The organism is Streptomyces sp. NBC_00258 (assembly GCF_036182465.1).
Classification (GTDB): domain Bacteria; phylum Actinomycetota; class Actinomycetes; order Streptomycetales; family Streptomycetaceae; genus Streptomyces.
Window position 1 is genome coordinate 1039355 of record NZ_CP108081.1, and the last position, 26103, is coordinate 1065457.

20 protein-coding genes and 4 pseudogenes are annotated in these 26103 nt (G+C 68.9%); 8 read left to right on the top strand and 16 right to left on the bottom strand.

Annotation, left to right across the window (positions count from 1 at the left end; all coding sequences use genetic code 11):
- Window positions 1–45: 45 nt before the first annotated feature.
- A complete protein-coding gene (locus OG718_RS04955; protein ID WP_328843379.1) occupies window positions 46–924 on the bottom strand; it encodes a hypothetical protein in 879 nt (292 codons plus the stop codon).
- Window positions 925–1315: 391 nt separating this feature from the next.
- Between OG718_RS04955 and OG718_RS04960 the strand changes: the two genes are divergently transcribed.
- Window positions 1316–2077 carry an SMI1/KNR4 family protein gene (locus OG718_RS04960; RefSeq protein ID WP_328843380.1) on the top strand — a complete coding sequence of 254 codons (762 nt, stop codon included), beginning with the start codon at window positions 1316–1318 and terminating at the stop codon, window positions 2075–2077.
- Between the two features lie 4 nt (window positions 2078–2081).
- Here OG718_RS04960 and OG718_RS04965 read toward each other — a convergent pair whose 3' ends face one another.
- Window positions 2082–2630: an IS5 family transposase gene (locus tag OG718_RS04965; protein WP_328847684.1), complete on the bottom strand. Its 549-nt coding sequence runs from the start codon at window positions 2628–2630 to the stop codon at window positions 2082–2084.
- Window positions 2631–2794: 164 nt separating this feature from the next.
- Here OG718_RS04965 and OG718_RS04970 point away from each other — a divergent pair, with 164 nt between their 5' ends.
- Window positions 2795–3997 (top strand): IS110 family transposase, encoded by a 1203-nt coding sequence (locus tag OG718_RS04970; protein WP_328843381.1) that lies wholly within the window; start codon window positions 2795–2797, stop codon window positions 3995–3997.
- Between the two features lie 23 nt (window positions 3998–4020).
- Here the strand turns inward: OG718_RS04970 and OG718_RS04975 are convergent.
- Window positions 4021–4335 (bottom strand): annotated as a pseudogene (locus OG718_RS04975) (transposase); the annotation flags it as partial.
- Window positions 4336–4672: 337 nt separating this feature from the next.
- On the opposite strand from OG718_RS04975, the gene OG718_RS04980 reads away from it, so the two are divergent.
- Window positions 4673–5641 (top strand): helix-turn-helix domain-containing protein, encoded by a 969-nt coding sequence (locus OG718_RS04980; RefSeq protein ID WP_143644682.1) that lies wholly within the window; start codon window positions 4673–4675, stop codon window positions 5639–5641.
- 48 nt (window positions 5642–5689) lie between these two features.
- Here OG718_RS04980 and OG718_RS04985 read toward each other — a convergent pair whose 3' ends face one another.
- Window positions 5690–7171, bottom strand: a complete 1482-nt coding sequence (locus OG718_RS04985) for an FAD-dependent monooxygenase (RefSeq protein ID WP_328843382.1) — start codon at window positions 7169–7171, stop codon at window positions 5690–5692.
- Window positions 7172–7222: 51 nt separating this feature from the next.
- Between OG718_RS04985 and OG718_RS04990 the strand changes: the two genes are divergently transcribed.
- On the top strand, window positions 7223–7846 hold the full coding sequence (locus OG718_RS04990) for a TetR/AcrR family transcriptional regulator C-terminal domain-containing protein (RefSeq protein WP_143644680.1): 624 nt from the start codon (window positions 7223–7225) through the stop codon (window positions 7844–7846).
- 133 nt (window positions 7847–7979) lie between these two features.
- Here the strand turns inward: OG718_RS04990 and OG718_RS54360 are convergent.
- The 6 genes and pseudogenes from OG718_RS54360 to OG718_RS05015 form a co-directional block, all read right to left on the bottom strand.
- Window positions 7980–8138 (bottom strand): annotated as a pseudogene (locus OG718_RS54360) (IS701 family transposase); the annotation flags it as partial.
- A gap of 81 nt (window positions 8139–8219) precedes the next feature.
- A complete protein-coding gene (locus tag OG718_RS04995; protein WP_143644679.1) occupies window positions 8220–8714 on the bottom strand; it encodes a GNAT family N-acetyltransferase in 495 nt (164 codons plus the stop codon).
- 63 nt (window positions 8715–8777) lie between these two features.
- A pseudogene (locus OG718_RS05000) lies at window positions 8778–9255 on the bottom strand (transposase); the annotation flags it as partial.
- A gap of 227 nt (window positions 9256–9482) precedes the next feature.
- Window positions 9483–9968, bottom strand: coding sequence for a MarR family winged helix-turn-helix transcriptional regulator (locus tag OG718_RS05005; protein ID WP_328843383.1), 486 nt, complete (start codon window positions 9966–9968; stop codon window positions 9483–9485).
- Between the two features lie 12 nt (window positions 9969–9980).
- Complete coding sequence (locus OG718_RS05010) at window positions 9981–11042, bottom strand: alkene reductase (protein WP_328843384.1); 1062 nt, start codon at window positions 11040–11042, stop codon at window positions 9981–9983.
- Window positions 11043–11106: 64 nt separating this feature from the next.
- Entirely contained in the window at window positions 11107–12012 is a 906-nt protein-coding gene (locus tag OG718_RS05015) for an NADP-dependent oxidoreductase (protein ID WP_328843385.1), read from the bottom strand.
- 593 nt (window positions 12013–12605) lie between these two features.
- Between OG718_RS05015 and OG718_RS05020 the strand changes: the two genes are divergently transcribed.
- Window positions 12606–12989: a hypothetical protein gene (locus tag OG718_RS05020; RefSeq protein WP_328843386.1), complete on the top strand. Its 384-nt coding sequence runs from the start codon at window positions 12606–12608 to the stop codon at window positions 12987–12989.
- 53 nt (window positions 12990–13042) lie between these two features.
- Window positions 13043–13223: pseudogene (locus OG718_RS05025) on the top strand (IS630 family transposase); the annotation flags it as partial.
- Between the two features lie 310 nt (window positions 13224–13533).
- Here OG718_RS05025 and OG718_RS05030 read toward each other — a convergent pair.
- From OG718_RS05030 to OG718_RS05040, 3 genes are all read right to left on the bottom strand, one after another.
- Window positions 13534–14106 carry a transcriptional regulator gene (locus OG718_RS05030; protein ID WP_143644675.1) on the bottom strand — a complete coding sequence of 191 codons (573 nt, stop codon included), beginning with the start codon at window positions 14104–14106 and terminating at the stop codon, window positions 13534–13536.
- Window positions 14107–14211: 105 nt separating this feature from the next.
- Window positions 14212–15765: a helix-turn-helix domain-containing protein gene (locus tag OG718_RS05035; RefSeq protein ID WP_328843387.1), complete on the bottom strand. Its 1554-nt coding sequence runs from the start codon at window positions 15763–15765 to the stop codon at window positions 14212–14214.
- Window positions 15765–16073 carry a helix-turn-helix transcriptional regulator gene (locus OG718_RS05040; protein ID WP_260695920.1) on the bottom strand — a complete coding sequence of 103 codons (309 nt, stop codon included), beginning with the start codon at window positions 16071–16073 and terminating at the stop codon, window positions 15765–15767. Before OG718_RS05040 ends, OG718_RS05035 begins: the two co-directional genes overlap by 1 nt.
- Before the next feature lie 257 nt (window positions 16074–16330).
- Between OG718_RS05040 and OG718_RS05045 the strand changes: the two genes are divergently transcribed.
- Window positions 16331–18835: a Helicase associated domain protein gene (locus tag OG718_RS05045; RefSeq protein ID WP_443054905.1), complete on the top strand. Its 2505-nt coding sequence runs from the start codon at window positions 16331–16333 to the stop codon at window positions 18833–18835.
- A 307-nt stretch (window positions 18836–19142) separates the two neighbouring features.
- On the opposite strand, the gene OG718_RS05050 is transcribed toward OG718_RS05045, so the two are convergent.
- A complete protein-coding gene (locus tag OG718_RS05050; RefSeq protein ID WP_328843389.1) occupies window positions 19143–20165 on the bottom strand; it encodes an SDR family oxidoreductase in 1023 nt (340 codons plus the stop codon).
- Between the two features lie 135 nt (window positions 20166–20300).
- Window positions 20301–21350: an aldo/keto reductase gene (locus tag OG718_RS05055; RefSeq protein ID WP_143644671.1), complete on the bottom strand. Its 1050-nt coding sequence runs from the start codon at window positions 21348–21350 to the stop codon at window positions 20301–20303.
- Between the two features lie 75 nt (window positions 21351–21425).
- Here OG718_RS05055 and OG718_RS05060 point away from each other — a divergent pair, with 75 nt between their 5' ends.
- Window positions 21426–21962, top strand: a complete 537-nt coding sequence (locus tag OG718_RS05060) for a TetR/AcrR family transcriptional regulator (RefSeq protein WP_143644670.1) — start codon at window positions 21426–21428, stop codon at window positions 21960–21962.
- Window positions 21963–23253: 1291 nt separating this feature from the next.
- Here OG718_RS05060 and OG718_RS05065 read toward each other — a convergent pair.
- A complete protein-coding gene (locus OG718_RS05065) occupies window positions 23254–25731 on the bottom strand; it encodes a WD40 repeat domain-containing protein (RefSeq protein WP_328843390.1) in 2478 nt (825 codons plus the stop codon).
- Window positions 25732–26103: the final 372 nt, after the last annotated feature.

Here is a 26103-nt window from a genome sequence, read left to right on the forward strand (position 1 = left end):
TCTGTAGCAGGTGTCTGCTGTCCGGCAGTCGGTGGTCTGCCGGAGTCATGGTCGGGACAGGACGTCCGGGGCCTGCCGCAGGGCGTGCAGGCGCATCTTCCGGTAGGTGTCCCACTGTTCGCTGTACGGCTTCAGAGTCCTGGCCCGGTACTCGCTCTCCAGGTCACGGAGCACCTTGCCCAGGGAGGACTCCACTACGCAGGTCGCCTCGGTGACGGCGAGTTTCCTGTCGAAGGCATCGGCTTCGGTATCCGACATCTTCTCGACGGCCGCCGCCCTCTTCTGCCGGAGATCGTCGGGGCTGGCGAAGGACCGTCCCGCTCTCGTCATGCAGTCGGCCCACTGACTGAGCGCTTTCGTGAAGCGTTGGTCCTGCTTGAGGGCCTGGACGTAGAGAGGGAGGGCACTCTCCACGGTCCGGCGTGCCGTGTACCAGATCGCGGCATCACCGTAGAGTTCGTCGCGCGCTTCGTTGGTGCATCCCCCGCGTGGAGTTTCCACCTTGCCAAGTTTTCCGGGGAGTTCGGCTGTCATCCTGTCCCTGTAGTCGCCGTCGAGAGCCCGGGTGTAACCGACACGCCCTTCCTTGGGCAGTCCGTTTTGGTATATGACGGTCCGGTGGGAGATTCGGATCTTTTCGCCAAGCTTTTCGAACTCTCGACCGTATCCGTACGCCTTGGCCCACCGCACGGACTCGATGGCGTAATTGCCCGACTTCCGCTCGTCAATGCTGGGCACCGGGAATTCCCAGTAGGGCAACCCCCTGTCCCTCATGCATGTCTTGATGAGCTTCTGCTCGGCCCGCTCGATCTCGACGACTTCCTCGTTGGTCAGATCTCGCACCCCGGAGACGGAGATGTCCTCCCACGGTCGCGGTTCATCAGCGCAACCTGCGAGCAGGAAGAGAACCGTCACCGTGAGCATGGCCGAATACTTCCGTCTCACCGATGTGCACCTTTCCGCGTTCCGGCCAGGGCGAGATCCGTCTCTCCCGTGGACTGCTCAGAACGACATGGTCAACAGGCGGCAACGAATCACCGAACCTGTCGGAAGTGTTGCCTTTGATTCCGCGCCCCGTGATCACAGTGAGCCTCTCCCATCACCTGTCCGAGCTGGGATGACGCGAGGAGAGGGTGGACTGGACGAGGCTCGTGATGCGAGTGTCCGACTCCCCTTTCTCTGGCCTCGCCCATGGACCTTAGAGCTCGTAACACGATCTTGGCGAGGAGCTTCGGACTGGCTCGGTATGTCTGCTCTCACTGGCGGCCTGATCGTCTCTGGGTGATGCGGCCTGTGCTTCCGGTACGGTCGCGGCATGACTGGCGTGTTCGACGTGGCCCAGGCTCTAGACGGCGGAATCACCGACCGGGAGCGGGGGTGGGCATTCGTCCGCGGCTTCGCCGCTGCTTGGGGCGAGCCGTTGACCGAGGACGACGGCACGCCAGCAGCGGAACTGGCGCGGGCCGAGGCGACGCTCGGCTGCTCCCTGCCGGCCGTGTTGCGCGAGTTCTACATGCTGCTGGGTACGCAGGCCAGCCTGATCGCCAACCAGGATCCGCTGTTGCCGCCCGCCGAGATGTTCGTGCATGACGAGTGCGGCGGTGTCCTCGTCTTCCGCAGCGAAAACCAGGGCTGCGCCTTCTGGGGCGTGCGCCTGCGCGACCTTGATCAGGACGATCCGCCGGTGGTCGTCCAGGCGCGGCACGGCTGGGTGCCGTTCTTGGACCGGGTGTCTCTGGCATGCGTCGAGCTTGTACTGAGCGAGGCACTGTTCGGCGGTGGAGGTCGGTTGTACAACGCGTGCGAGCTGTCGGCGGACCTGCTTGGGGCGGTGCCCGAACGCTTCCAGCGGGTCGCGCTGCCCGACTATCCGATGTGGACGGGGCCGGAGGACTTTCCAGTGCGTTGGTTCTCCGCACCGGGACAGTTGCTACGCCAAGACGGCTTGGGCGTCCACAGCTGGCTGCACGTTCGGGGCCGGACCCGGGCCGACCTGGAGGCGATCTGCGAGTCTGTTCCCGGACGGTGGGCCCTGGGATACACCGAGTCACTGGACGCCGAACCGCTGCCCTTCTGAACCGTCATGATTCGGGCCTGTTGAGACGTCTCCAGCAGATGAGGCTGCAGGCCAGGGATACGAAGGCGTCGTGGAGTTCGGTGCGTCGTTCCCAGCGGACGGCGAGTCTTTTGAAGTGGTGGAGCAGGGCGAAGGTCTGCTCGACGACGTAGCGGAGCTTGCCCAGCCCCTGGATGTTCGGGGCCCCCTTGCGGGAGATGACCGGCAGGATCCGGCGTTTGCGCAGCTCGTCGCGGTTGGCGTTGGAGTCGTAGCCCTTGTCGCCGAGCAGGGCCTCGGGGCGTCTGCGGGGACGGCCGGGGCGGCCCGCGACGGGCGGGATGCCGTCGACCAGGGCGAGGGTCTGGGTGACGTCGTTGACGTTTGCCGCGGTCGTGATGACCTTGAGCGGAGTGCCGCGTCCGTCGCAGATCAAGTGGTGTTTGCTGCCCGTCTTCCGCCGGTCGACCGGTGACGGACCGGTGTCGGAGCCCCCGTTACCTTCTTCGTGGCCTCGCGATGAGGCTCCCGGCCTTCGGCCCCGGCATGACTTCGCCCCCTCGTCGACGATGATCGAAAAAGTGGTGTCACCGGGATCGAAGGCATTGGCAGACCGCTGATTAGAGGCTCGAGCGCCGAACCGGGACCCGGGGAAGGCAGTCTCTTCGTAACGTGGATGCCGGCACGCTGATGCCGCAGGTGAGGGCCGGGGAGAGCACGAGCACGGGAGCGAAGGGTATGGCGGACGAAACTGGCGTCGGTGTCTATCTGGGGCTGGATGTCGGCAAGGGCGAACACCACGCCACCGCCGTCAACCTCGCGGGGAAGAAGGTGTTCGACAAGCCGCTGCCCAACAACGAGCTGAAGCTGCGGGAGCTCTTCGACAAACTCCGGGCCAAGCACGGAACGGTGCTGGTTGTCGTTGACCAGCCGGCTTCCATCGGGGCTCTGCCCCTGGCAGTCGCCCGGGATGCAGGCTGCCAGGTCGCCTATCTGCCCGGCCTGACGATGCGGCGGATCGCCGATCTTTACCCTGGTGAGGCCAAGACCGACGCCCGTGACGCTTTCGTCATCGCGGACGCCGCCAGAACGATGCCTCACACCCTGCGGACGATCAATCCCGACGACGAGACCGTCGCCGAGCTCGCCATGATCGCCGGGTTCGACGACGACCTGGCGGGCGAGTCCACCCGGACCGCAAACCGACTCCGCGGCCTGCTCACCCAGATCCACCCGTCGCTCGAGCGTGTCCTGGGCCCACGGATCCAGCACCCGGCTGTGCTCAGGCTGCTGGACCAGTTCGGCTCACCGGCCCAGATCCGCAAAGCCGGAAGGCGACGGTTGATCACCCTGATTCGGCCGAAGGCGCCGCGGATGGCCGAGCGGCTGGTCGAAGACATCTTCACCGCACTCGACGAACAGACTGTCGTCGTTCCGGGCACCGACGCTGCCGCGCTGATCGTCCCCAGCCTCGCCAGCTCTCTCCAGTCCGTCCTTGACCAGCGCAAACTCCTCGCCGCCCGGATCGAGGAACTCCTGGAGGCCCACCCTCTTTCCCAAGTCCTGATCTCCATGCCCGGCATCGGGGTCAGGACCGCGGCCCGCATCCTCATCGACGTTGGCGACGGCAGCGGCTTCGCCAGCGCCGGACATCTCGCCGCCTACGCCGGCCTGGCACCCGTGACCCGGAACTCCGGATCGTCCATCCGCGGCGAGCACCCCTCCAAGCGTGGCAACAAACAACTCAAACGGGCCTTCTACCTCGCCGCGTTCGCCTCGCTCTCCCAGCCGGAGTCACGTGCCTACTACGACCGCAAACGACGCGAGGGGAAACACCACATCGCCGCTCTCATAGCCCTGGCCCGACGTCGCATCGACGTCCTCTTCGCCATGCTCCGCGACGGCACCTTCTACCAACCACCCACACCAGCTACGGCTTGACGAAAGCCATAGAGGCACTTTTTCGCGCGGATGTGAGAGCCGTCCACGCAGGCCCTCGACCAGTCGAGGCGGCCGGCCGCGTTCAGTTCGGCCAGCAGGATCCGGTGTAGCTGGTCGAAGACCCCTGCCTGCTGCCAACGTTCCAGGCGTCGCCAGCAGGTCTGCCCGGAGCCGAACCCCAGCTCCAGCGGCAGGAGTTGCCAGGCTATGTCGTTGTAGAGGACGTACAGGATGCCCTGCAAGCAGTGTCGGTCAGCCACCGGCCGTGGCCCCGGTGACTTCTCGGGCCAGGGTGGCAGCAGCGGCTCGATCAGTGCCCACAAGTCGTCGTCCACGATCCACGGCCGAGTACTCACAGCATCACGAACGGCCGAATCGTCACACCGGTCACACCCGACCAGGACATCTCACCAAGATCCTGTTATGAGCTCTTAGGGTCATCGTGGGCTTCGGACTTTGTCATCCGTGCAGGGAACTTTGTCAGTGGTGCACTGCGTCGATTTGACGCCGCATCAGGTGAGGGCCCTGTGTGCGCCCGTCGAAGCCGTTGCGCTGCGAGAGACAATCCCGCCAGACTGATGTCGGGATCCGTGCGTGTCGAGGGGGACTTGTGGGGGAACGGGCCGAGGTACTGCCCGGGCGGCTCTGTGAACGACGCAGACGAAGGTCTGTCTCATGAGCCCGGTTCTGGACACCGCGTTCATACCGCCGCGGGACCGGGAGGAAGTGGTCCGCAACGCGGTGTGGAAATCCATGGTGGCGGTCGATATCGACCACCGTCCCGCGGCTGAGGACATCTCCGTTCGTATAGGGCTCGGCGCTGTGGGGCCCATCAGGATCTGTTCGGCGCGGGCGACCGCGGTCGCCCTCCGTCGGACGGAGCGGCTGGCCCGGGAGGACGAGGAGCCGGCCGTCACCCTCGGTGTGCAGATGACGGGCAGCAGCGTGGTGGTGCAGAACGGTCGCGAGTGCCTGCTGAGGCCGGGGGAATTCGCCATCTACGAATCGATCGCTCCCTACACACATCTCTTCGACGAGGGAGTCGACTACCGCTTCATCCGTTTCCCGCGCGCGGCACTCGCGCTCCCCGACCGGTTACTACGCGACATCGCCGCTGTCCCCCTGGGATCCGACAACCCCATCGCGCGCCTCGCCTTCCCTTACTTCTCCCAACTGGCCGTCAGCGACGAATTGCACCAGGGCGTGCACGCCGATGCCGTCGTGCAGCCCAGCATCGAACTCCTGCGTGCGGTCCTGACGTCCCAGCACGGCAACTCCAGCCTGGCCAAGGAGCCGCTGGAGGCGACACTCAGCCTGCGGATCACTCAATACATCCGGAAGCATCTGGCTGATCCCGATCTGTCGGCAGCACGGATAGCCGCTGCACACGACATCTCCGTACGTCACCTCTACGCCGTGCTGTCCCGGTCGGGCATCAGCCTCGGAGACTGGATCCGCACACGCCGCCTGGCCGAATGCAGGAGAGAGCTGGCCGGCCCGAACGGCCGACTGCGGACCATCGCCGCGATAGGACGAAGGTGGGGCTTCGCGGACGCCACCCACTTCAGCAAGGTGTTCAAACAGGCCTACGGATTCTCGCCCCGGGCCTGGCGCGACCAGAACCACCCCCGCACGTCCGCGTGATGACCTCCGCGGGGCCGCGTTCCGCGTGACCGAAGTGCTGGGGAGCGGTTAGCGGGCCACAGTGCGGTGAGTGGTGGCGAGCGCCCGATCCGCGGCGGCGGACAGTGCGGTGTCGGCCTCATCGATCCCGGCCCAGGCGACGTGCCCGTCGGGGCGGATGAGGGCGGCGCGCACGGTGGCCCATGCGGACGGGGGCTGGTCGAGGGTTGCGGTGTCCACCACGAGCCCCGGCCGTGTCCGGTCCGCCAGGACGCCCGCCGTCAGGTCGAGCAGAAGGTAGCTGTCCGGGCGCAACCGGGAGAACAGGTGGTTCTCGGAGCCGGTGAAGGCCAGGTCGGGGGCGCTGGTGCCGGTGAGCGGGTGGGCTGTCGGATCCGGCGTGGGGTAGCTGACGGCGAGTGCGGTGAGACGTTCGGACAGGGCCTTGTTCAGTGCCGGCTGGGTGGCGATCATCCCGCTGAACAGGGAGCGCAGGTCCATGCCTTCGGGGGTGAAGCCAGTCATCAGGGCGGTCTGGGCGCGGCTGTGTTCCATCAGCTGGGCACCTACGGGGTGGCGCTCGGTGTGGTACGTGTCGAGCAGGTGGTCAGGAGCCCAGCCGCGGAGGGTGGCGGCGAGTTTCCAGCCGAGGTTGTGCGCGTCCTGGATGCCGACGTTCATCCCGACGCCACCCGCCGGGAAGTGCTGGTGGGCGGCGTCACCGGCGAGCTGGATCCGACCTCGCCGGTACTGGGCGGCCAGCCGAGTGGCGTTGCCGAATCGGGAGAGCCAGACCGGGTCGCGCATCCCGAAGTCCTCGCCCGTGACGGCGAGGGTCTTGGCTCGCAACTCCTCCAGGGTGAGGTCACCGGGCCATTCCGTCGTGAGGCTGTCTGGGCTGACACCGACCAGGCGGTACCGCGCACCGGGCAGCGGCGCGACCATCACCCCGCCCCGGAGCCCGAAGGTGCTGAACCCGGGCCGCGGCGGGCTGTCAAGGGTGACGTCGCCGAGCCAGCCAAGGACGGTGGAGGGCGTACCGACGAAGTCGATGCCGGCGGCGGTGCGCACGGTGCTGCGGGAGCCGTCGCAGCCGACGATGAACGCCGCCCGAAGTTCGTACGCCCCGTCCAACCCGTCCACCTGCACGGTCACCGCCTCCGGGTGCTCGGTGAACCCGGTGACGCGGTGACCGCGCACGATCACGGCGCCGAGCGCGAGCGCGTGTTCCTCCAGGAGTTCCTCGGTGCGGGCCTGGGGCAGGGCGAGGGTGTACGGGAACGGGGTCTCCAGCGCCCGGAAGTCGAGCCGGTCGTCGAGCACGGCGAAGTGGCCGCCCGGGATCGCCAGGCCCTCGGCGAGGAAGGGCTCGTGCACGCCACGCGAGGCCAGGATCTCGAGGGTGCGTGGGTGGATGGTGAGGGCCTTGGAGCGCTGGTCGATGTCCACACGCTCCTCGACGACGGTGACGGATACCCCGCCCAGCCGCAGTTCGGCGGCGAGCCAGAGCCCGACCGGGCCTCCTCCGGCGATGACAACCTGCTGTTGCATGAACCATCCTAGGTCAGTGACCAATAACCTTGTCCGCAGTAAACTAGGTCAATGACCAATAGGCAAGCGAGTCAGGACCGCCTCCCGCGGCTGGACCCCGGAACGGTGATCCGTACCGCGCTGGAACTGCTGGACGAAAAGGGCCTGGACGCCCTGTCCACCCGGGCGGTCGCCGACCGGCTCGGCGTACGGATGAACACCGTGCTGTGGCATGTGAAGACCAAGGCCCGGATGCTGGAGCTGATGGCGGACGCCGTCGTCGGCGAAGCCCCGCTCGACGACCTCCCATCCCCCTGGGACGAGCGCGTCCGCGATCTGGCCCGCCGGTACCGCCGCGCCCTGCTCGCCCACCGCGACGGCGCCACGCTCGTCGTCGGCACCTACGCCGCCGAACCACACACCCTGGGTTTCGCCGATGCCCTGGTGGGCGCGTTGCTGGACGGCGGCCTCGACGAACGTGAGAGCGCCTGGACCACGTGGACGATCATTTACTTCGCCCTCGGCCTCACCCAGGAAGAACAGGCGGCGGCCCAGCAGGCCCCGAACAGCCGTCTGGCGAACGCGGTCTCCGAGACGGGCTACCCCGCCCTCCATCGCGTCCTCGGCCACCTCGACGCGGAATCCTTTGACGAGCGCTTCGAGTTCGGCCTGTCCGCGATCCTCGCTCGAAGGTGACCGCGGACGAGGAAAGGACCAGAGGGGGCCCCGCCCGCGGAGCGGCCGGGCCCCCTCCCCCGGCATCTACGGCATGACCCCAGCAGCCACGTCCACCTTCAGCGGAAGCCGGGGCCGAACAACGCCGACACAGCCACAAGCACGCTCGCGGGCGCGCGGCGCCGTCCCGAAATACTCCAGCCCATACCCGACGCCGGGGTTCAACCCGGGCGAACCGGCCGGCTATCCGGCTCGTCAGGCCCTCGAACACTTCCTGCCAGCGAGCAGGGTCCACGCTGCGACCTGCGGCCATCGCAAGATCGTTGGTCTTCACACGCCGACGATCAGCGTGGCCGCAGCCTTCCCACAGCCGACCCACGAGCAGGATCAAGGTCTATGGCTGGAGGTCGCGCTGGTACCAAGTGCCTGACTTGCCGCCGAGATCGGCCGGAGTGGCAGGGCCAACCGGGACGAACCCGGCCTTGGCCAAGACTTTCTGGGATGCGGCGTTGTCGTGGGAGGTGACCGCCCGCAGTGTGCACAGGCCGTGCATCACTGTCGCCACCCGGCACAGCTCCCGGACGGTCGCGGTCGCCACGCCGCGGCCGGCGACCCGCTCCGCGACCCGGTAGCCGAGTCTGGCAGTGCCGTCCTCCAAGTCGTACAGGTTGAACCTGCCGAGTACCGAGCCGTCCTCGGCGACGAGCACGTAGAAGGCGCAGATGCCGGCTTCCTGCTCGGCCAGCGAGGCGTTGTACCGATCGGTGAACTGGTCGAAGAAGTCGTCGCCGCGATCGGAGATCGAGGCACCGAAGTAGCTGCGGTTCGCCAACTCGAAGGCCAGGACCGCCGGTGCGTGGCCGGCATGCAGCCGCTTCAGCTCGGGCATTGCGCGACTCTACCCAGATCGTGCGCTGAGGCCACCTGAGTTTCCGCCGGCGGCAGATCGCCCCTCCACGAACAGGACCGGGTAGACGCGGTCGAGGGGCCGGTCCCGCCAATCAGCCAGGACCTCCATCACTGTGTCGGTGATGGAGGAGATGATCTGCTTGGACCTCGGCGCCGTAGACCTCAGCCAGGTGAGCGGCGATCTCGCCGTGCGTGAGCCCCTTCACGGGCAACGACAGCACCATCTCGTCGACCCCGGTCAGCCGCCGCTGCCGCTTCTTGACGATCTGCGGCTCGGACGTGCCCGACGTGTCACGCGGGACCTTGACCTCGACCTGCCCGACATCGGTCAGCACGGTCTCGCCCCGCCCCCTACGGGAGTTGCCACTGCCCCGGCCGGCAGCGTCGTGCCTCTCACAGCCGAGATGATCGGTGATCTCACCTTCCAGGGCAGATTCCAAGACCCGCTTGGTCAGCTGCTGCAGCAGCCCGCCCTGCCTGGTCAGCTGCAGCCCTTCCGCCCGGGACCGCTCCACCAGCATCGCGACCAGCTGCTCGTCGGACACGGACACAGGCTGCCCAGGCTGGGCACTCTCCACAGGCTCTACGGTCTCCAACTCCACGGCGGTATCAGTCACTTGACGTCGCTCGCATGATCGTCGGATCCGCCGTCAGATTTACGCTCCCCCGAGGAGGGGCTCGCCGGCCCCGCTTGGGGTGTTGCCCTGCCCCTGTCCCAGGTCGGCATCGGGGTGCGGGCCGAGGGGAGTTACTCGGACTCCTCCCGCGGAAGGGTCCGGCTGTTGATCGCGTCGGCGATGGCGTAGGCGGTGCGGACGAAGGACTCCGCCTGCTGCGCCGAGAGGTCCCGTGCGGAGGTCTCTTCCAGGGCTTGCCACATGGCCGCGATGGGCTCGCGCATGGCACGGCCCTTGTCGGTGAGGTGGACGACCATGACGCGCCGGTCGTGTTGGGCCGGCTCGCGGATGAGCAGGCCTGCGTCCTGCATGCGGCGTAGGGACTTGGAGACGGTGGAGTGGTCCAGGCCGACGCTTTCGAGCAGCTCGGACTGGGTCTGGCCGTCCCGGTCCAGGAGTTGCATCAGCAGTAGTTCCTGTCCGGGGTGCAGGTCCATCTCGCGGAGCATGGCGGCGGCGCGGGCGCGGTGGGCGCGGGCGAGCTGGAAGATCGCGTAGCTCATCGGTCCCTCGCTGGCCGTGGAGGGGTTGCGGGGTGTCGGGGCGGGCGCGGGCATAGGTTCGGTTCCTCAGACGGTGTGGGTGGGATAGTCGGTGTAGCCGGCCACTCCGCCGCCGTAGAAGGTCGCCGGGTCGGGGGTGTTGAGCGGCGCGTCAGAGCGTAGCCGCTCGACCAGGTCCGGGTTGGCGAGCGCGAGGGCGCCGACGGAGACGAGGTCGGCCGTGCCGTGGTCGATGTCCTTGGCGCGGGTGGGCAGGTCGGTGCCGGCCCGGTTGAGGATCAGCGTGGTCGGCCACAGTGCGCGCAGGGTGCCCAGGAGTTCCTCGTCGCCCGCGTGCATCACGTGGAGGTAGGCGAGGCCGAGTGGGCTGAGAGCGTGCAGGAGCGCCGGATACAGCTCGGCGGTGTCGGACTCGGCGATGTCGTTGTAGGGGTTTGCGGGCGAGATGCGCAGGCCGGTGCGGTCGGCGCCGATCTCGTCGGCCACGGCGGTGGCGACCTCGACGGCGAAGCGGATGCGGCCCTCGATGGAGCCGCCGTAGCGGTCGGTGCGCTGGTTGGTGTTGTCGGACAGGAACTGGTGCACCAGGTAGCCGTTGGCGGCGTGGATCTCCACGCCGTCTGCGCCTGCCGCGACGGCGGCCGCTGCGGCGCGGCGGAAGTCGTCGACAGTCGCCACGACCTCCTGCGTCGACAGAGGACGAGGGGTCGGCATCTCCTGGGGCCCGGACGCGGTGAACATGACGCCAGCTGGCCGGACCGCCGAAGGGGCGACCGGCGGGCGACCGTGGGGGGTGTTGTCGGGGTGGGCTATGCGTCCGGTGTGCATCAGCTGGATGACGATACGGCCGTCGGCTGCGTGCACGGCGTCGGTGACCTTGCGCCACCCGGCGATCTGCTCGTCATTGTGGATGCCGGGGGTCAGGAGGTATCCCTGGCCGTCGGCGTTGGGCTGGGTTCCCTCGGTGATGATGAGCGCGTGCGAGGCGCGCTGGGCGTAGTACTCGGCGTTGAGCTCGGTCGGTACGCCTTCGGGTGTGGAGCGGTCGCGGGTCATGGGGGCCATGACCAGGCGGTGCGGCAGGGAGATGTCCCCGACGGTGGTCTGCGTCCACAGGGCGTTCAGCATGAGTGGTCCTTCGGTGCGGTGAGGGTCAGGTGATGATCGGAACAAATGAGAAAGGCGGGTGTGATCAGTCGAGGGTGAGGGCGAGCTTGCCCCGGGCGTGCCCGGCGTCGCTGACCTGCTGGGCCGTGGCGGCCTCGGCGAGCGGGTACACGGTGACGGTGGTGACGACCTTGCCGGTCGCGGCGTCCTGGGCAAGGGCGGCCAGGCGGGCAACCGAGCGTTCCTGGCCACCGCTGGCGAAGGTGATGCCGAGTTGGTGCGCGCGGAAGTCGGCGATGGTGACGATGCGCTCGGTGCCGCCGCGCAGAGCGATGGAGTCCTCCAGGGCTCCCTTCCCGGCCAGGTCGAACACCGCGTCCACGCCGTCGGGGGCCAGTGCCCGGACCCGATCGACCAGGCCCTCGCCGTAAAGGGTCGCGGTGGCGCCGAGCGCGGCGAGGTATTCCTGGTTCGCGGGGCCGGCGGTGCCGATGACACGCGCTCCGCGGGCCGTGGCGAGCTGGACCGCCAGGGTGCCGACCGCTCCGGCCGCGCCGTGCATCAGCACGGTCTCCCCCACGGCGACGCCCAGCAGGTTCAGGACGCGCTCGGCTGTCTCGCCCGCCACCGGCAGCGCGACCGCGTGCTGCCAGTCGAGGCCGGCGGGCTTGGGTGCCACGACGGTGGCCAGCGCGTACTCGGCGTACGAGCCGGTGTCCGACCAGCCCAGCACCTCATCGCCCTCCTGCACGTCCCGCACGCCCTCACCCAGGGCGTCCACCACGCCGGCGAGCTCGTGACCGGGCACGGAGGGCAGCAGCGTGGGGAACACGGCTTCCATGGCCCCGGAGCGGATCTTGCCGTCCAGCGCGTTCAGGCCGGCCGCCTTGACGCGGACGCGGATCTGCCCGGGGCCGGGCTGCGGGACCTCGATGTCCGCCTCGCGCAGCACTTCCGTGCCACCGAAACGGTCGAACTGGATGGCTTTCATGACGACTCCTCTCACGCCGCCACCCACTTAGGTGGCTAGACACATAATCAACGTAACAGCAAACACGTGGCTAGCCAAGTAATTGCTGCCGACGGGCTTCCGTGCGAGTGGGTGCCCTGCCGGTGATCTCGTCGACCTGGAGCGCGGAGTACGGCGTCGCACCAACCGTGCTGCGCCGGCGCAGCACCCGCCGGAAGTCCGCCTCGCACGCATGGGAAATCCGGACTGCCGATTGTCACGCAGCCCACGAACGGGTGGCGGCGGTCGCGAGGGCCCCGCAGACACCGCTCTGGCTCAAGGCACCCTGGGTCCGTTGCTCACTAGGTGTCCGTTCGGTGCCCACGCGACCGCCACCACGAGATACGCCGGACCGTCCGCCGCTCGGATGCGAGGCGTTCAGTCGCCAGGCAACGTTTAGACGTCACGGTCCAGCACTCGCACAGCACAGCGAGGGCCACAGCTCCTCGCGGCACTGTTAACAACGAATTGGGCAACGTTCGCCCCTTCGGGCGTCGACTGGATATTGGCCAGACGCCCGTATCCGGTCGTGGGAACGAAAACTGTGGCGGCCGGTACTCACATAGGGTGCTTGGGTGTTCAATCGGCTTGAGGTCAGTGTGTTGCCACCGGGCCCTCGATGGGCTGCCCAGTTGTCTTTCCGGATCGATGGCGAGGAAGTGGTGGCAGCGGCTGCCGGGGAAGGAGGCCGCGGCCCCTTTGCCGAGGAGGGATTGCCGGCCGAGGGCCAAGGGCCCTTCTGGGCGACCGGCGAGGGACGACGTGTCGTGCTGGGTGAGCCCGAGTGCACAGGTGGATGCTGTGGCTACCTGTCCGTGTTCGTGCAGCGTCAGGGCGGGATCGTGGAGTGGTCCGACTGGCAGGTGCCCGTTGGTGAGGCGCGTCCTCCGGCTTTTCACTTCGACGCCGATCAGTACGACTCCGAACTAATCCGAGCGCTGACGACGTTTGCCTCGTGACAGTCCGCCGCGTGGGTGGCTTTCAGCGCGGCGGGCCGGGCCAGAATGATCACGTGGCTGGACGTGTACAGGTTCGTGAGATCGATGACGACGAGGGTCGGCGGCTGCTGCGGATCATCCGCAGGGGGCACCGGGTCGGTGGTGACCTGGCGGCGGGCCCAGATGGTGCTGTTGTCCGCACAAGGCATGCCGGTGGCGAGGATCGCCGAGGTGTCGTTCACCAGTGACGACCGCGCCCTCGTGCACGTGCCAGCTGGCCAAGCCGTAGGAGATGGCAGGTGACTGAGCCTTCTCGACCCGGACCCGAACCGGATCGAGCCCGGGTTCGACGCTCTGGACGAGATCGCGGATCTCATCCGCTCCTGGGTCCTGGTCTTCCCAGAGGACCAGAATCTGCTCGACCTCGCCGATGCCTTTGCTGTGCTCGGCCCTGCTTCTCCGCTCCCCCGGCATTCGTGTCGGGCCAGCACACCGCAAAGGGCTCGGGACCCGACCCGAGCCCGCAGGCATCGGCTTCCGATCGGCCCGCGCCTCCGTTGGACGCTCAGGCCGCGAAGCCGATGTTGGTGACGTACTCGTACTGGCCCCACTGCGAGCCGAGGTCGACGACCTGGTCCACCCACGCGTCGTCCATTTCCTGATCGTCGCCGGCCGCCCACGCGGCGACGATGCGGTCCCAGCGGCGGACGTTCATGCTGCGGAATTCCACCGCCCGCTGGCGGGGCCGGTCGACCTGGGACTGGTTGAGCGGGTGGATTTCCACCCGGGTACCGCGGCCCTCCCTGTTGAGGCGGGCGGTCAGGTAGCGGGCGACGTTCTCCCGCCGCACCGTCCGGTAAGCCTGCTCGATGCGGTCCAGGTTCTTCCTGGAGGGCGTGCGGGTGCCGGCCAGCCAGGCGCGCAGGGTGCGGTCGGTGACGGTCAGTCCGGCGGCCCGGGCGGCAGCGCGGGCGTGGGTGCTGCGGGTGAGGTAGTGCAGCCGGGCCTGGAGGCCGCGGTGGGCGGTGACGGGGCTGGCGATGTAGCCGGCGAGCGCGTCCAACTGCCGGGCGACGGCCTCGTGGCCCTTGAGGCCGCGGGCGCCGTACTTGCCGAACTCGATGTTCCGCTCAGGCATCGTCTCTTCCGAATCCCTCGGGTCGATGGATCACTGTACGGGTCTGTGAGGGACGATCACCCGCCCCGGCATGGCCGTTCGTATACCGAGGACAGGCGACCTGCCTCAGGAAGGACTCTCGGGGCGTTGCAGGGCCGGATCCTGATCGGTGCCGACGGTGTAGACGTCCTTGACCTTCACTTCGGTGACGCCGCGTCCTTCGGGGAACACCGCGCGCCAGTCGCCGGCCACGTGCAGTTCGTCGGTGCCCATGGCGCGGACGACCATCAGGCCCTCGTCGTACGCCCGGTGCGCTTTCCACCACAGGTTCGCGAAGGCCTGGGAGCGGATGAGGTGCATCCAGTCGGTGCGGTAGAGCTCCCGGTTGTAGTTCGACTCCCCCAGCGTGGACACGAACTTCGAGTACATCGCCTTCACATACTCCAGCGTCACCTCGTCGCCTTCGGCGATCGCCCGGTCCCGAGCGTCCTTCAGCACGATGCGGAACTTCTCCAGCAGCCCCTCCGTGGCCCCCGACGTCCACGACTCGTGGATCTCGGGCGGGTCGCACAGCCCGTACTTCGGCCCGGACACGCGCAGCAGCAGACGCAGGGTCGGTTCGGTGACCCATAGCGGGCCGGGCTCATCCCGGTTGCCGATCGGGTCCGGCAGGTAGGAGCCGTGGTCCCAGGCGGGCGGGGTGATCAGGTGCAGGCCGGCTCGGCGGCGGTCGTGGTGATCGCCGGTGGAGTGTTCCAGCTGGCCGAGCGGCAGGTGGGTCTTGAGTGCGGACAGGTAGGCGCCGTTGATGTCGAGCGCGGTGATCTCGTGCTCGCCCGCGGGCAGTTCCGGCCGGCTCCACTTGGGGCGGGCCTCCCACACCTGGTCCGCGCCGCGGGCACTCTGCTTGCGCAGGATGTCCGGCAGCCACGGGTGCGCGACCACGTCGTAGCGGCCGCCCTTACGGGTGTGGTCCAGCAGCGCCATCGCATCCGGGATCGCCCGCTTCACCAACGCGGCGGTCGCGGCTTCGACGTCGCCGGCGTGCTCGGCGAGCGCGGCCGCCACCGCGGAACCGATGAGATCCGGGGTGTCGGAGGCCACCTGCACCCGGCGGCCGACCGGCACAACCTTCACACCGGAAGCCGCCCGACCCGGCTCCCCCGCCCGTGCCGGCTGCCGCGAGGCCGGGCGGGGCGCGGGCTTCTCCGGCTGCGCGGGTACGGGGGCGGCGGTGCCGCACTCGGCGGGGTCCAGGTGCTGCGGGAACCCTTCGACCTGATGCCGGGCCGGCTGCCCGCACAGCACACACGGCCGGGGCTCGGCCAGGACTCCGGTGTCGGCGTCGCCGTTGTCCGTGTCGGAGGCCTGGTCCTCTTCGGCCAGGCTGTCTGCTGCCGGGCCGGGAGCGTCGGCGGGTGCTGCCGCGGCCGCGACGGCGTCCAGCTTGGTGCGGGCTCCCTCGAGGAAGTACCCGTACTTCTCCCGCACGTCCCCACTCGGGTCCCGGCCCGCCTCCCACCCTCCGACCGTCGAGGCGCCGACACCCAAAGCCTGCGCGAGCTGTGCACGCGAGAGGCTCAGCCCCTCGCGCAGCCGCCGTCGCTCCTGGGCAGGCGGCAGCCGGACCTCCTGCCCGGCTCCGGCAAGCAGAGCGTCGATCGCGTCGAATTCCGCCATCAGACTCCCCCGTCCACAGCCGCAGGGCGCGCACTGGGGACGTGGCGGCCGGGAGTCCGCGGACGTGCTTCGAGCAGCGACTCCGCAGCCCGGGTGGGCCCCGCAAGAAGTTCGAGAACATCGATGCCGTAGTGCGCGGCAACCGCCTCGCAGTCCGCCAGACTCCACGCGGCCGTACCGGACTGACGGCGACTCACCTGCGCCTGGCTCACCCCTACCGCGGCAGCGAGGTCGGCCTGCGACTCACCCGCCACGTGAAGGAGCGCCGCCACAGCAGACCGCACCCGCTCATCCAGGCTCATACCCATACCGCACACAATACCGATCTGGACACATTGATTATTCACCACACGCATGGCGAGTTGAGGGCCGTAACTGAGTGGGCGGCCAGGCTCAACCCCTGTGCCTGCGGATGAACTTGTCGTAGACCCGGGCTGCAGGGCACGGGGCCCCGATGACCAGGCTCCACGTCGTCAGCGGGGTCGGACGACTCCGCCGCCCTATGGTCGGCGGGCACAATCGCTCTGGACACCGCCGCTTGCCCCGGAAGGCTCCCATGCCCCGTATGACGCTCCGTCCCCACCAGGCCGAAGCCGTGGACAGCGTGGTCAGGCACCTCCACTCCCCCTCCGGCGGCGGGTTTCCCTCCGAGGGCCTGAGAACGCAGGTCGTCGCCGCCACCGGGTCCGGCAAGACACTGGTCGCCGTGGAAGCAGCACGCCGACTGCCCGCACGGCGTGTGCTGGTCCTGGTGCCGACACTCGACCTGCTGACGCAGATGACCCGGTCCTGGCGGGGCGGAGGGCGTCGGGGCGCGATGGTGGGGGTTTGCTCACTGCGAGCGGAGGAGAGCGAGGGTGTGCCGTGCACGACCGACCCTGACGAGCTGGTCGCATGGGTGTCGGGTCTGGAGTCGGTGACGGTCTTCGCGACGTACGCGTCCGTGGGGCTGGGCATCCTTCAGCGGGCGCATGCGGTCGGCTTGCCGGTGTGGGACCTGATGGTCGTGGACGAGGCACACCGGACCAGCGGGGATGGTTCGAAGCCGTGGGCTGCGGTGCATGACCAGCAGCAGATTCCGGCGGTGCGGCGGCTGTACATGACGGCCACGGCCCGTATCTGGGAGGCGGAGGGGGTTCGGCCGCGTCTGGTGGCGAGCATGGATGAGGATTCTCCGGTGTTCGGGCCGGTGGCGTACAAGCTGCGGTTGTCGGAGGCGATCCGGCTCGGGTTGGTGGCGCCCTACCAGGTGCTGTGTCTCGACATCCGCGACCCGGAGCTCTACGCCGCCCTCACGAGCGAGGACAGCGGCTCCCCGGTGATTCGTGGTGCCCGGTTGGCGGCTGTCCAGGCCGGGTTGATGCGCGCAGCTGTCGAGGAGCGGTTCCGGCGGGTGCTGTCGTTCCACAGCCGGATCGGTGAGGCGGAGGCGATGGCGGCCGGAATGCCGGCGGTCGCGGCCCGGCTCGCGGAGGACGATCCCGACTCCTTCCCGGTTGCGGAGCGGGTGTGGGCGGATTGGCTGTACGGCGAACACGCGCCCCTTCACCGGCGTCGGGTGCTGGACGAGTTCGCCTCCGATTTCCTCGGCGCCGCTGGGTCCGGTGGCGTGGATATTCCTGCTGCGTTGCGGGTGTTGAGTTCCGTTCGGGTTCTTGGTGAGGGTGTCGACACCGCTGAATGTGATGCGGTGCTTTTCGCGGACGCGCGTGGGTCGATGGTCGATATCGTGCAGATGGTCGGGCGGGCGCTGCGGATGCAGCCGGGTACCGGGAAACTGGCCACGCTGATCGTGCCCGTCTTCCTGGGGCCGGATGAAGATCCGGATGAAATGCTGACCTCCGACGCGTACACCACTCTCACGAAGGTCCTCAGCGCCCTGCGGGCACACGACACGGAGACGATCGAGGCCCTTGCCGATCCGCGTCTGCGCAACAGCCGCCCCGCGGCCGAATCCGACGACGCGCAGGACGAGACCGACGCTGCCACCGACAGTCAAGAGCAAGGCCCGGACGCGGGGCGGGTAAGTGGCGCGGCCGCCGGAGTGCTGCGCTTCAGCGAGGAGCGCGACCCCCTGGCGCTGACGCAGTTCATCCGGCTGCGGATCATCGACCCCGAGAGCGCCTACTGGCGGCGCGGCATCGAGGCAGCCACACGGTGGCTGCGCGAGACCGACAACAGCGAACTGCGCGTGCCGTACACGTTCGTTGCCCCGGCCGAGTGGGGTGCGGTGGGTGGGTATCCGCTGGGGCGGTGGCTTGCGGATGTACGGCGCTACTACGCCGCCGGCACCCTCGAAGCCGGACGCGTCGTCGAGCTGGAGGCGCTGGGAATGGTGTGGTCGGCGTGGGACACCGCGTTCGCCGAAGGCCTCGCCGTCGCCCGCGAATGGGCCGCCGAACACGGGCATCTGCTGCCGCCCGCCACGGCTGTCGCCGAGGGCGGCTTCCCTATTGGCACCTGGACGAAGAACCAGCGCGCGGCGGTCCGCAAGACACTCCGGAACGCCGAACGGCGTGCGGCCGGGGAACCCGGCATCTCAAGCGTCGGCGAGCTGCCGGAGAGCCGCATGGAGGCGCTGGAGGCGATCGATCCGGGGTGGTGTCCTGCGTGGGAGGTTGGATGGCAGCGCTGCTTCCGTCTCGCCCTCGCCCGCATCCAGGCCGGCGGCACCCTGCCCATGGTGTCGGGCGAGGTGATCGTCCAGGGCGAGGATCTCGGCGCGTGGGCCGCCGCGCAGCGTACGGGATGGGACCGGCTGCTACCGGCACAGCAGTGGCTCCTGGCCAACGCACTCGGGTTGGAACCCGCAGATGAGACGGAACAGCCGCCGGCTCGCCGGACACAGGCCGACCGGTGGGCCACCCACCTCGCCGCCGCCCGCCAGTTCCATACCCGCGAAGGGCATCTGAATGTGGGACGCAAGCACGTTGAGGAGTTGACGGGCGAGGACGGGGAAGATGGCACAGCCATTCGGCTCGGAGGATGGCTCGACAACACCCGCAGGAGGGCCGCCAGGCTGACGCCGGAGCGCCGCACGGAACTCGACGAGCTCGGCATGCGCTGGTAGATGCGCTCCGTCCTGCGACGGCTGCCCTGCACTCGCGGGCCGACGAGCGCGGGGCAGCCTGTGTTGTCCATCGAGCAGCCACTGTTCGCGAAGATCGGCCGCAGGCCGTTGGGTTGACCTGCGAGCCCGGCGCGACGGTTGCGACGACACTGCCCATCAGCACTGCAGAACCCTCAGCTCACCCAGCGGGCTATCAGGCGGCCCCGCGGCCGGCGGCACATGTCGCGCCGCGTCACCACTTCACCGCGTCACCGGTGCGGCGCATCTTCGACGCGCAGGGCTGCCGCGTCGGCCGGTCACGAGCCGGTCATTTTCCGATGCCGTGGGCGAGAAGGTTCTCGGCGGTCTCCGCGATGGTGTCCTGGATGGGACGCGCCTGCCAGCCGAGCAGTTGCTCCGCCTTGGCGCTTGTGGCGTCGAGATCCCGGCCGAGCTGGTGCCTGAGCAGTCGCAGTTCGGGGTTCACGACGCCCAGTGCGCGCGCGAGCCACACGGGCAGTTCGCGGGTCGGGGCCTTCGCGGCGCGCTCACCCAGGCGATCATGCAGAATGCGCGCGATGTCGAGAACGCGCAGGCTGTGCCCGGCGATTGACAGGAATCGTTCGCCGGCGGCTGCCGGATCGGTCATCGCGCGCAGGTGCAGATCCGCGACGTCGCGTACGTCGACGAAGCCCATCCCGAAGGGAGGGCACGCAGGAACCCTGCCCTCGAGCATTCTGCGCACCAGACGCAGCGATGGTGGGTCGTCCGGGCCGAGCAGGGGTCCAAGGACCCCCACGGGATGAACCGCTGTCAGTTCGAGACCGCCGCCTTCGTCTTCGATGAACTGCCAGGCTGCGCGTTCGGCGAGCGTCTTGGACCGCTGGTAGGGCGGGATATCGCTGGCGACGTTGGTCCAGTCCGCCTCGGTGAACGGGGTCGGTCGCCGGGGGTGCCCGATCCCGATGGCGCCGAAGGCGCTCGTCAGGACGACCCGGCGCACGCCGGAGTCGCGGGCGGCGCGCAGCACCCGCAGGACGCCCTCGCGTGCCGGGACCACCAACTCGTCGTCGTTCGCCGGCGTATGGCGCAGGGTCGGCGAGGCGACGTGGAGGACGAAGTCGCAGTCGGCGACGGCATCGTCCCAGCCGTCGGGGTGTTCGAGGTCGGCGCGTACGACCGTGAGACGGTCGTCGTCGAACGGCGCGGCCGCATGGAGCCAGGAGCGCAGCGCCGGCTCGCGTTGCAGGTCGCGGACTGTGGTGCGGACGGCGTGCCCGGCGTCGAGCAGAGTCAGGACGCACCAGCTCCCGATGAATCCTGTTCCTCCGGTGACCAGTACCTGGGCCATCTGCGTCTCCTCAGTTCTCGACTCGTGCGGTAAGGGGTGCCGGCGGGTGCGTCGCGTGAGGACGCTGGGCAGCGGCCGCGCTGATTCCCAGGAGGGCTCCGGCGCGGGCAGCGGCGCCGGAGCCGACGATGGGGTTCATGCGAGGGCCATTCCGGGAACGCGCTGGCGGATGGCCTCCATCTCGGCCTCGTCCGAGACCCCCTGCCAGTCGTATCGGGGGGTGTACGGAGCCTCCAGGGCGCGCACCTCGTCGTCGGTGAGCTCGATGTCGAGGGAGGCCACCGCCTCGTCGATCTGCCGGATCGAGCCGGCGCCGACCAGAGGTGCGGTCACGACCGGCTGGCGGCGCAGCCAGGCGAGCGCGACCTGTGCGCGGCTGACGCCGTGGGAGTTCGCGGCCTGTCCGACCGCCTCGATGATCGCGTGGTTGGACGCCTCCTGCTCGGGCGAGTAGAGCAGGTCCGCGTAGGCGCCGTCCGTCTCGGAGCGCGTCGTCGAGCGGGCGTCGTCCCACGCGCGGGCCAGGCGGCCGCGGGCCAGTGGCGACCAGATGATCGTGCCGACGCCCTCGTCCAGGCACAGCGGGATCATCTCCCGCTCCTCCTCGCGGGCGAGCAGGTTGTAGTGGTCCTGCATGGACACGAATCGCGCCCAGCCGTTCTGCTTCTGCAGGTGCAGCGCCTTCGCGAACTCCCAGGCGTGCATGGACGAGGCGCCGAGGTAGCGGACCTTGCCGGCCCTCACGAGGTCGTTGAGCGCCTCGAGGGTCTCCTCCCAGGGGGTGGAGTGGTCGTTGCGGTGGATCTGGTAGAGGTCGATGTAGTCGGTGCCCAGGCGGCGCAGCGAGTGGTCGACCTCGGCCATGATCGCCTTGCGGGACAGGCCGCGGCCGTTGGGCCCCAGTCGCATCGGATGGCGCAGCTTCGTGGCGATCACCACGTCGTCGCGGTCGGCGAAGTCCTTCAGCGCGCGGCCGAGGATCTCCTCGCTGGAACCGTTGGAGTACATGTTCGCGGTGTCGAAGAAGTTGATCCCCGTCTCCAGCGCGTGCTTGATGAGCGGTCGCGCGTCCTGTTCGCCCTTCGACCAGACGGGGTGCCCGCGGTCGGGTTCGCCGTAGGTCATCGCGCCGATCGCGACCGGGGACACGTCGAGGCCGGTCATGCCGAGCTTGATGTAATGCATGACGCTCCTTAAAGTATGTGGAGAGCTCTCCACATAACGTAGTGGAGAACTCTCCACTTAGCAAAATGAGGTCCCGTGGTCCGTTCAGACGCCCGTGAGAACAGGGCGCGCATCCTCGCCGCCGCACGCGAAGCGCTCGCCGCGGACGGCAACACGTCGATGAACCAGATCGCCCAGCGAGCGGGAGTCGGCGCCGGCACCCTCTACCGCAACTTCCCCACACGCGAGGCACTGGTCTTGGCCGTCTACCAGGACGAGGTCGCACGCATCACCGGCACCGTGCCCCACCTGCTGGCCCAGATGCCGCCACTGGAAGCGCTCCGCCACTGGACGACCGACCTCGTCGAGGCCATGCGCAGAAAACACGGCCTCGGCGACGCACTCGGCCCGGGCGCACACCAGGCGATCAGCGAGCAGAGCTACGGACCGGTCATCGCCGCGATCACGCAGCTCCTCGACGCCGGCAAGAAGGACCACAGCATCCGCGCGGACGCCGACCCAGGCGACTTCCTCCAACTCACAGGCGCACTGTGGCGCGCCGCGTCCAGCCCCCAGGACCGGGCACCCCACATGCTCGCGCTCATCCTCGACGGACTCCGCACCCACCGGTAGACACCGCGCACGAGCCAGGGCCCGCCAAGCGAACGACTCGCAGGCCCGTTCCCACTGGAGGCAGGAGCACCATCCGACCAGGAGAACGGTGACGCCGACATCGAGCCGGCCGTGAGGCGGATCCGGCGCTGCACGACCGGTACCCCGAAGCGGACGAGGAGCTGCGACGCCCGTTCACCGCCGCACCGAACACCCCGTACACAACCCCGTCGACAGCCGGCGACACCACCAGAGCCGGCGCGGGGCAGCCTGCGCCATGCCCACCCGACGGCGCGGGCTCGGCCGCGCTCAACGACCGCTCTCCACAGGCTTCCTGACGAGCCTCCCACCGAACCGGCCGGCTACCATCACCCACCCATGTGACACCGCTCCACGAACCGAGGGGATGCCCCGGCCGGTGGCCGGGCAGACGGCGTGGGTCCGAGTTGCATCGACAAAGCCGGCACTCGCCCAGCATCTCGCCACCCGCCAGCCTCCGCGCCGAGAGCGAAACCCAGTGCAAAGGCCGGGCAGGAACGAACCGAGTGCCGGTGAACGCTCAACCCGCTGGCCGCCCGTCAAGAACAGGGCTGACGCGGGAAGCACCGGCAGATCTCTTACAGCGGACGACACAAGCGCCGCCGACGCCTCCCTGCGCTCCGCCCTCAAGCCGTGGTGACGACCACAGGTCACCCGCGTGAGCCACCCGGCCGACAGTTGATCAGAACGGCGAAGATCGAGGAGAATCGGAGCATGGCGATATGCAAGAAGTGCGGTGTGCGAAAGCGCAGTTGGCCCCGTTCCTGTCCCGGATGCCGCGCCGGATCCGCCCGGGCGGACGTGGCCGTGGCAGGGGCCGACGTCACCGTGGCCGCAGGACTGTTCGCAGGGATCAGACGGGTAGTCACGGGCATCGTCCGGCGGATCCTCGACTGGACCTGACCCAGCAGGCACGCCCCCGTGACACTGCTGCGGACGCCCTGCCGCTGCCGCCAGGCCCTCACCCGGCACCTCTGCGAGCAGGGAGTGTGCCGGCGACACTGCTGCACACTGTCCCCCTCCCAGGCGTCAGACAGCATCGCACTCTCGTACCGAGCCCATGAAGCCGATCCGAGTCTCGATGAACTCCCCCCCCGGCCGCGGTGACGGTGGCCGCGAGCGCGCTGTCCGGTGCAGGGCGATGACGACGGCCAGTTCCGCTCCCCCGCGTCCTCTGTGTCCGTCCTGCCGACGGACCGTGTGGAGGCGACACCTGCTGCTCGGCGAAGTGCTCGGTGAAGACCGTCGCTACCCTGGCGGGGCGCCGGGCTTGTCAGGATGCCCTCGACAGCACCCCGACCTCGTCACCGAACCCGACCGCGAAGCGCCCGCCCGGTGCCGCCGCGAGTGAGTGCACGGGGAATGGGAGCAGGTGGTCGGTACCGGCTGGGCACCCTGCGGTGAGATCGCGGAACCGCACGGTGCGGTCATCGCCGAAGGCCGCGACAAGCCGTCCGTCGGCCATCGCTGAGACCGCCAGCGTATTGCCGGAGCCTGACTCGGCGGCCTGAGCATCGCGTATCTGCTCCCCCTTGGACAGGTTCCACAGACGTATCGTCCGGTCCCGGCCCTTGCTGATCGCGATGGGAGCTCCGCCCAGGGTGGCGGTGGCCACGGCGGTCACCCAGTCGGTATGGCCGGTCAGGGGCTCGCCGAGCTGTCGGCCGGTGGCGAGGTCCCACAGTCGCACCGTCTTGTCCCAGCTGCCCGTCACTGCCACGGACCGTCCGTCGAGAACCGCGGTGGCGACGGTGGTGATACGGCTGGAGTGGCCGGTGAGAGGTGCGGCCAGGGGCTGTCCGGTGGTGAGGTCCCAGACGCCCACCACGCGATCGCTGCCTGCGGTGAGGGCGACGGGCCGGCCGTCCAGGGTCGTCGAAGCCATGGCCAGGACTCTGCCGTGGCCGCTGGGGAACGGACCTTGGACGGCTCGGCCGGTGGCGAGCTCCACAATGTGCAGGGTGGCGTCGGGAGCGGCCGTGACGACGACCGGGTGTCCGCCCACCACCGCCGTCGTCATGGCGGACACCTCTGCGTTCAGGGGGTCACAGGTCTGCGAGCCGGTGGTCAGGTCCCAGGTGCGCACGGTGTGGTCGGCGCCTGCGGTGACGATCACGGGGACACTGTCAAAGACCGCCGTGGCGACCGCCAGGACGGATTCGGTGTGTCCGGCACGCAGCCGGCCGCCGTCCCCTCGGGCAGCGGTGACGTCCCAGGTGCGGACCGTGTTGTCCTCCCCTGCGGTGACGGCGACACACCGTCCGTCCACCACGGTGGTGGCGACGCCCCACACCTGGCCTGTGTGCCCGGTGAGGGGCTCACCCTCCTGTTCGCCGGTGTCCAGATCCCAGACCCGCACGGTGCGGTCACGGGATGTCGTGACCGCCAGGGTGCGCGTCCCGACCGGGGCGCTGTCGATGGCCCACACCCGATCGGTGTGACCTGTCAGCACACTGCCCGCGGCCGTCCGGTCGAGCGTGTGCAAAGGCGTGACAGTGCCGTCCGGACCGGGGACGAGGGAGACGGGTATGTCCCCCAGCACCAGATTCCGGGCAGCAGCCCTCACCCGGATTTCCCAGCCGGACTCGGCGACGACCAAACCGTTCGTCCGGGCGGAGAGCAGGCTCGCCAGGTCGACGAGGTCTTCTGGTCCGCCCTTGATCAGCTCCTTGCCTGCGGCTGCTTCCAAAGGGATGCTGCGAACGCTCCGCGTGCCGTCAGGGCCCGTGGAGTCCATGAGGCTCGTCGGCAGGTCCCAGAAGCGCAGTGTGTGGTCCACTCCCACGGCGAGCGCGACGCTGCGCCCTTCCAAGGTCAGTGTCGGCGACGGGTCATAGGGCATGAAAACGGGAACGAGGTCGCCGACGAGTTCCGGTGGACCCTCGTAGTGGGTGTCGAGGACCACGACCCGGCCGTCGACGACCGTCAGGGTTGACACTGTGTCCGCGGACGCCAGGGCTGACACCGCGTGTTCGTACTCGGCATCCGCCAGCAACTCCCGCAGATCGGCTGCCAGAAGCACGTGGCGGTCCAGATCCCACACACGGCCTGCCTGGCCCTCTTCCTCGGTCACGGCGATGTCCCGTCCTTCGAGTGTCCACGGTCCCTCGGCCGCCAGGCACTCGCCGACCTCTCGGCCGGTGGCCAGGTCCCACGCCTGCGCTTGGCGGTCCGGTGGGCACGTCACAACGACCTCGCGTCCATCCAGCACCCCTATGTCCACCATCCAGGGGAACACGCCGAGCCGACTGCCGGTTGTCTGGTCCCACACGCCCAGCGTCCGGTCCGCCTGGACGGCCAGCACCACATGTCGGCCGTCCAGGACCATCTGAGCCAGCCCCAGGGCCAGTTCGCCCGCAGAACGCCCCGTCGCCGGATCCCACATCCTCGCGGTCCCGTCGATGTGGCATGTGAGGACCAGGGGTTGCCCGTCGACCACCACCGTGGCCAGGGCCACCAACTCGGGCGACAACGACGACATGGGGTCTGGAGGAGCTGCCGTCAGGGTGTGCAACCGTTCCCCCGTCGCCAGGTCCCAGACACACACCGTCGCGTCGCGGCTCGCCGAGACGACAACCGGACGGCCGTCAACGACCGCCGTCGCCACCGCGACCACGGGAGCGTCGTGACCGTTTAAGGAGCGGAGCAGCCGAGGGTCGGACGCGGAACCGCACGTCCAGTCCACCCGCCAAGAGGCCGGCTCATGCGAGGAAGTCACTTCCCGGGACACGTGATCAAATCGTTCCGTCATGGCCCCAAAGCTATGGGGTCGCACTGACAACGACCCTCGGAGTGCGGGCCGCTCGGCATGGTGTCGAGAGAGCGCCCGCGTTGGCGTTCAGATCCTGCACGGTCGCGCACTTCCTGGCCGTCGGGCCGTACGTACACGCCGGACAGCCGGCCGCGCAGGATCTCCGGGAGCGGTGCCTCTGTCTGTGCCGCGAGGCGAGAGCCGTCGGCGGTGGATCTGCACGACGCACGCAAAAGGTCGGGCCCGTCACCACGGGGGGAGTAACGGGCCCGACCTGAATCCACGGTGCCACACCCGTCCCCCGACGCGCGCGGTCTGGCGGCGAAGTCGCCGCGGGATGGCGTGACTTCGTCCCAACGCGAGTGACCTACG

Bases quoted from the DNA above. Each gene is read 5' to 3' on its own strand.
- OG718_RS05005 (WP_328843383.1), bottom strand. From the start codon at position 9,968: ATGCCCGCGCCCGCCCCGACACCCCGCAACCCCTCCACGGCCAGCGAG.
- OG718_RS04960 (WP_328843380.1), top strand. From the start codon at position 1,316: ATGACTGGCGTGTTCGACGTGGCCCAGGCTCTAGACGGCGGAATCACC.
- OG718_RS05045 (WP_443054905.1), top strand. From the start codon at position 16,331: ATGACGCTCCGTCCCCACCAGGCCGAAGCCGTGGACAGCGTGGTCAGG.
- OG718_RS04995 (WP_143644679.1), bottom strand. From the start codon at position 8,714: ATGCCCGAGCTGAAGCGGCTGCATGCCGGCCACGCACCGGCGGTCCTG.
- OG718_RS05030 (WP_143644675.1), bottom strand. From the start codon at position 14,106: ATGCCTGAGCGGAACATCGAGTTCGGCAAGTACGGCGCCCGCGGCCTC.
- OG718_RS04985 (WP_328843382.1), bottom strand. From the start codon at position 7,171: ATGCAACAGCAGGTTGTCATCGCCGGAGGAGGCCCGGTCGGGCTCTGG.
- OG718_RS05015 (WP_328843385.1), bottom strand. From the start codon at position 12,012: ATGAAAGCCATCCAGTTCGACCGTTTCGGTGGCACGGAAGTGCTGCGC.
- OG718_RS05010 (WP_328843384.1), bottom strand. From the start codon at position 11,042: ATGCTGAACGCCCTGTGGACGCAGACCACCGTCGGGGACATCTCCCTG.
- OG718_RS05040 (WP_260695920.1), bottom strand. From the start codon at position 16,073: ATGGGTATGAGCCTGGATGAGCGGGTGCGGTCTGCTGTGGCGGCGCTC.
- OG718_RS04990 (WP_143644680.1), top strand. From the start codon at position 7,223: ATGACCAATAGGCAAGCGAGTCAGGACCGCCTCCCGCGGCTGGACCCC.
- OG718_RS05050 (WP_328843389.1), bottom strand. From the start codon at position 20,165: ATGGCCCAGGTACTGGTCACCGGAGGAACAGGATTCATCGGGAGCTGG.
- OG718_RS05065 (WP_328843390.1), bottom strand. From the start codon at position 25,731: ATGACGGAACGATTTGATCACGTGTCCCGGGAAGTGACTTCCTCGCAT.
- OG718_RS04955 (WP_328843379.1), bottom strand. From the start codon at position 924: ATGCTCACGGTGACGGTTCTCTTCCTGCTCGCAGGTTGCGCTGATGAA.
- OG718_RS05055 (WP_143644671.1), bottom strand. From the start codon at position 21,350: ATGCATTACATCAAGCTCGGCATGACCGGCCTCGACGTGTCCCCGGTC.
- OG718_RS05035 (WP_328843387.1), bottom strand. From the start codon at position 15,765: ATGGCGGAATTCGACGCGATCGACGCTCTGCTTGCCGGAGCCGGGCAG.
- OG718_RS04970 (WP_328843381.1), top strand. From the start codon at position 2,795: ATGGCGGACGAAACTGGCGTCGGTGTCTATCTGGGGCTGGATGTCGGC.
- OG718_RS04980 (WP_143644682.1), top strand. From the start codon at position 4,673: ATGAGCCCGGTTCTGGACACCGCGTTCATACCGCCGCGGGACCGGGAG.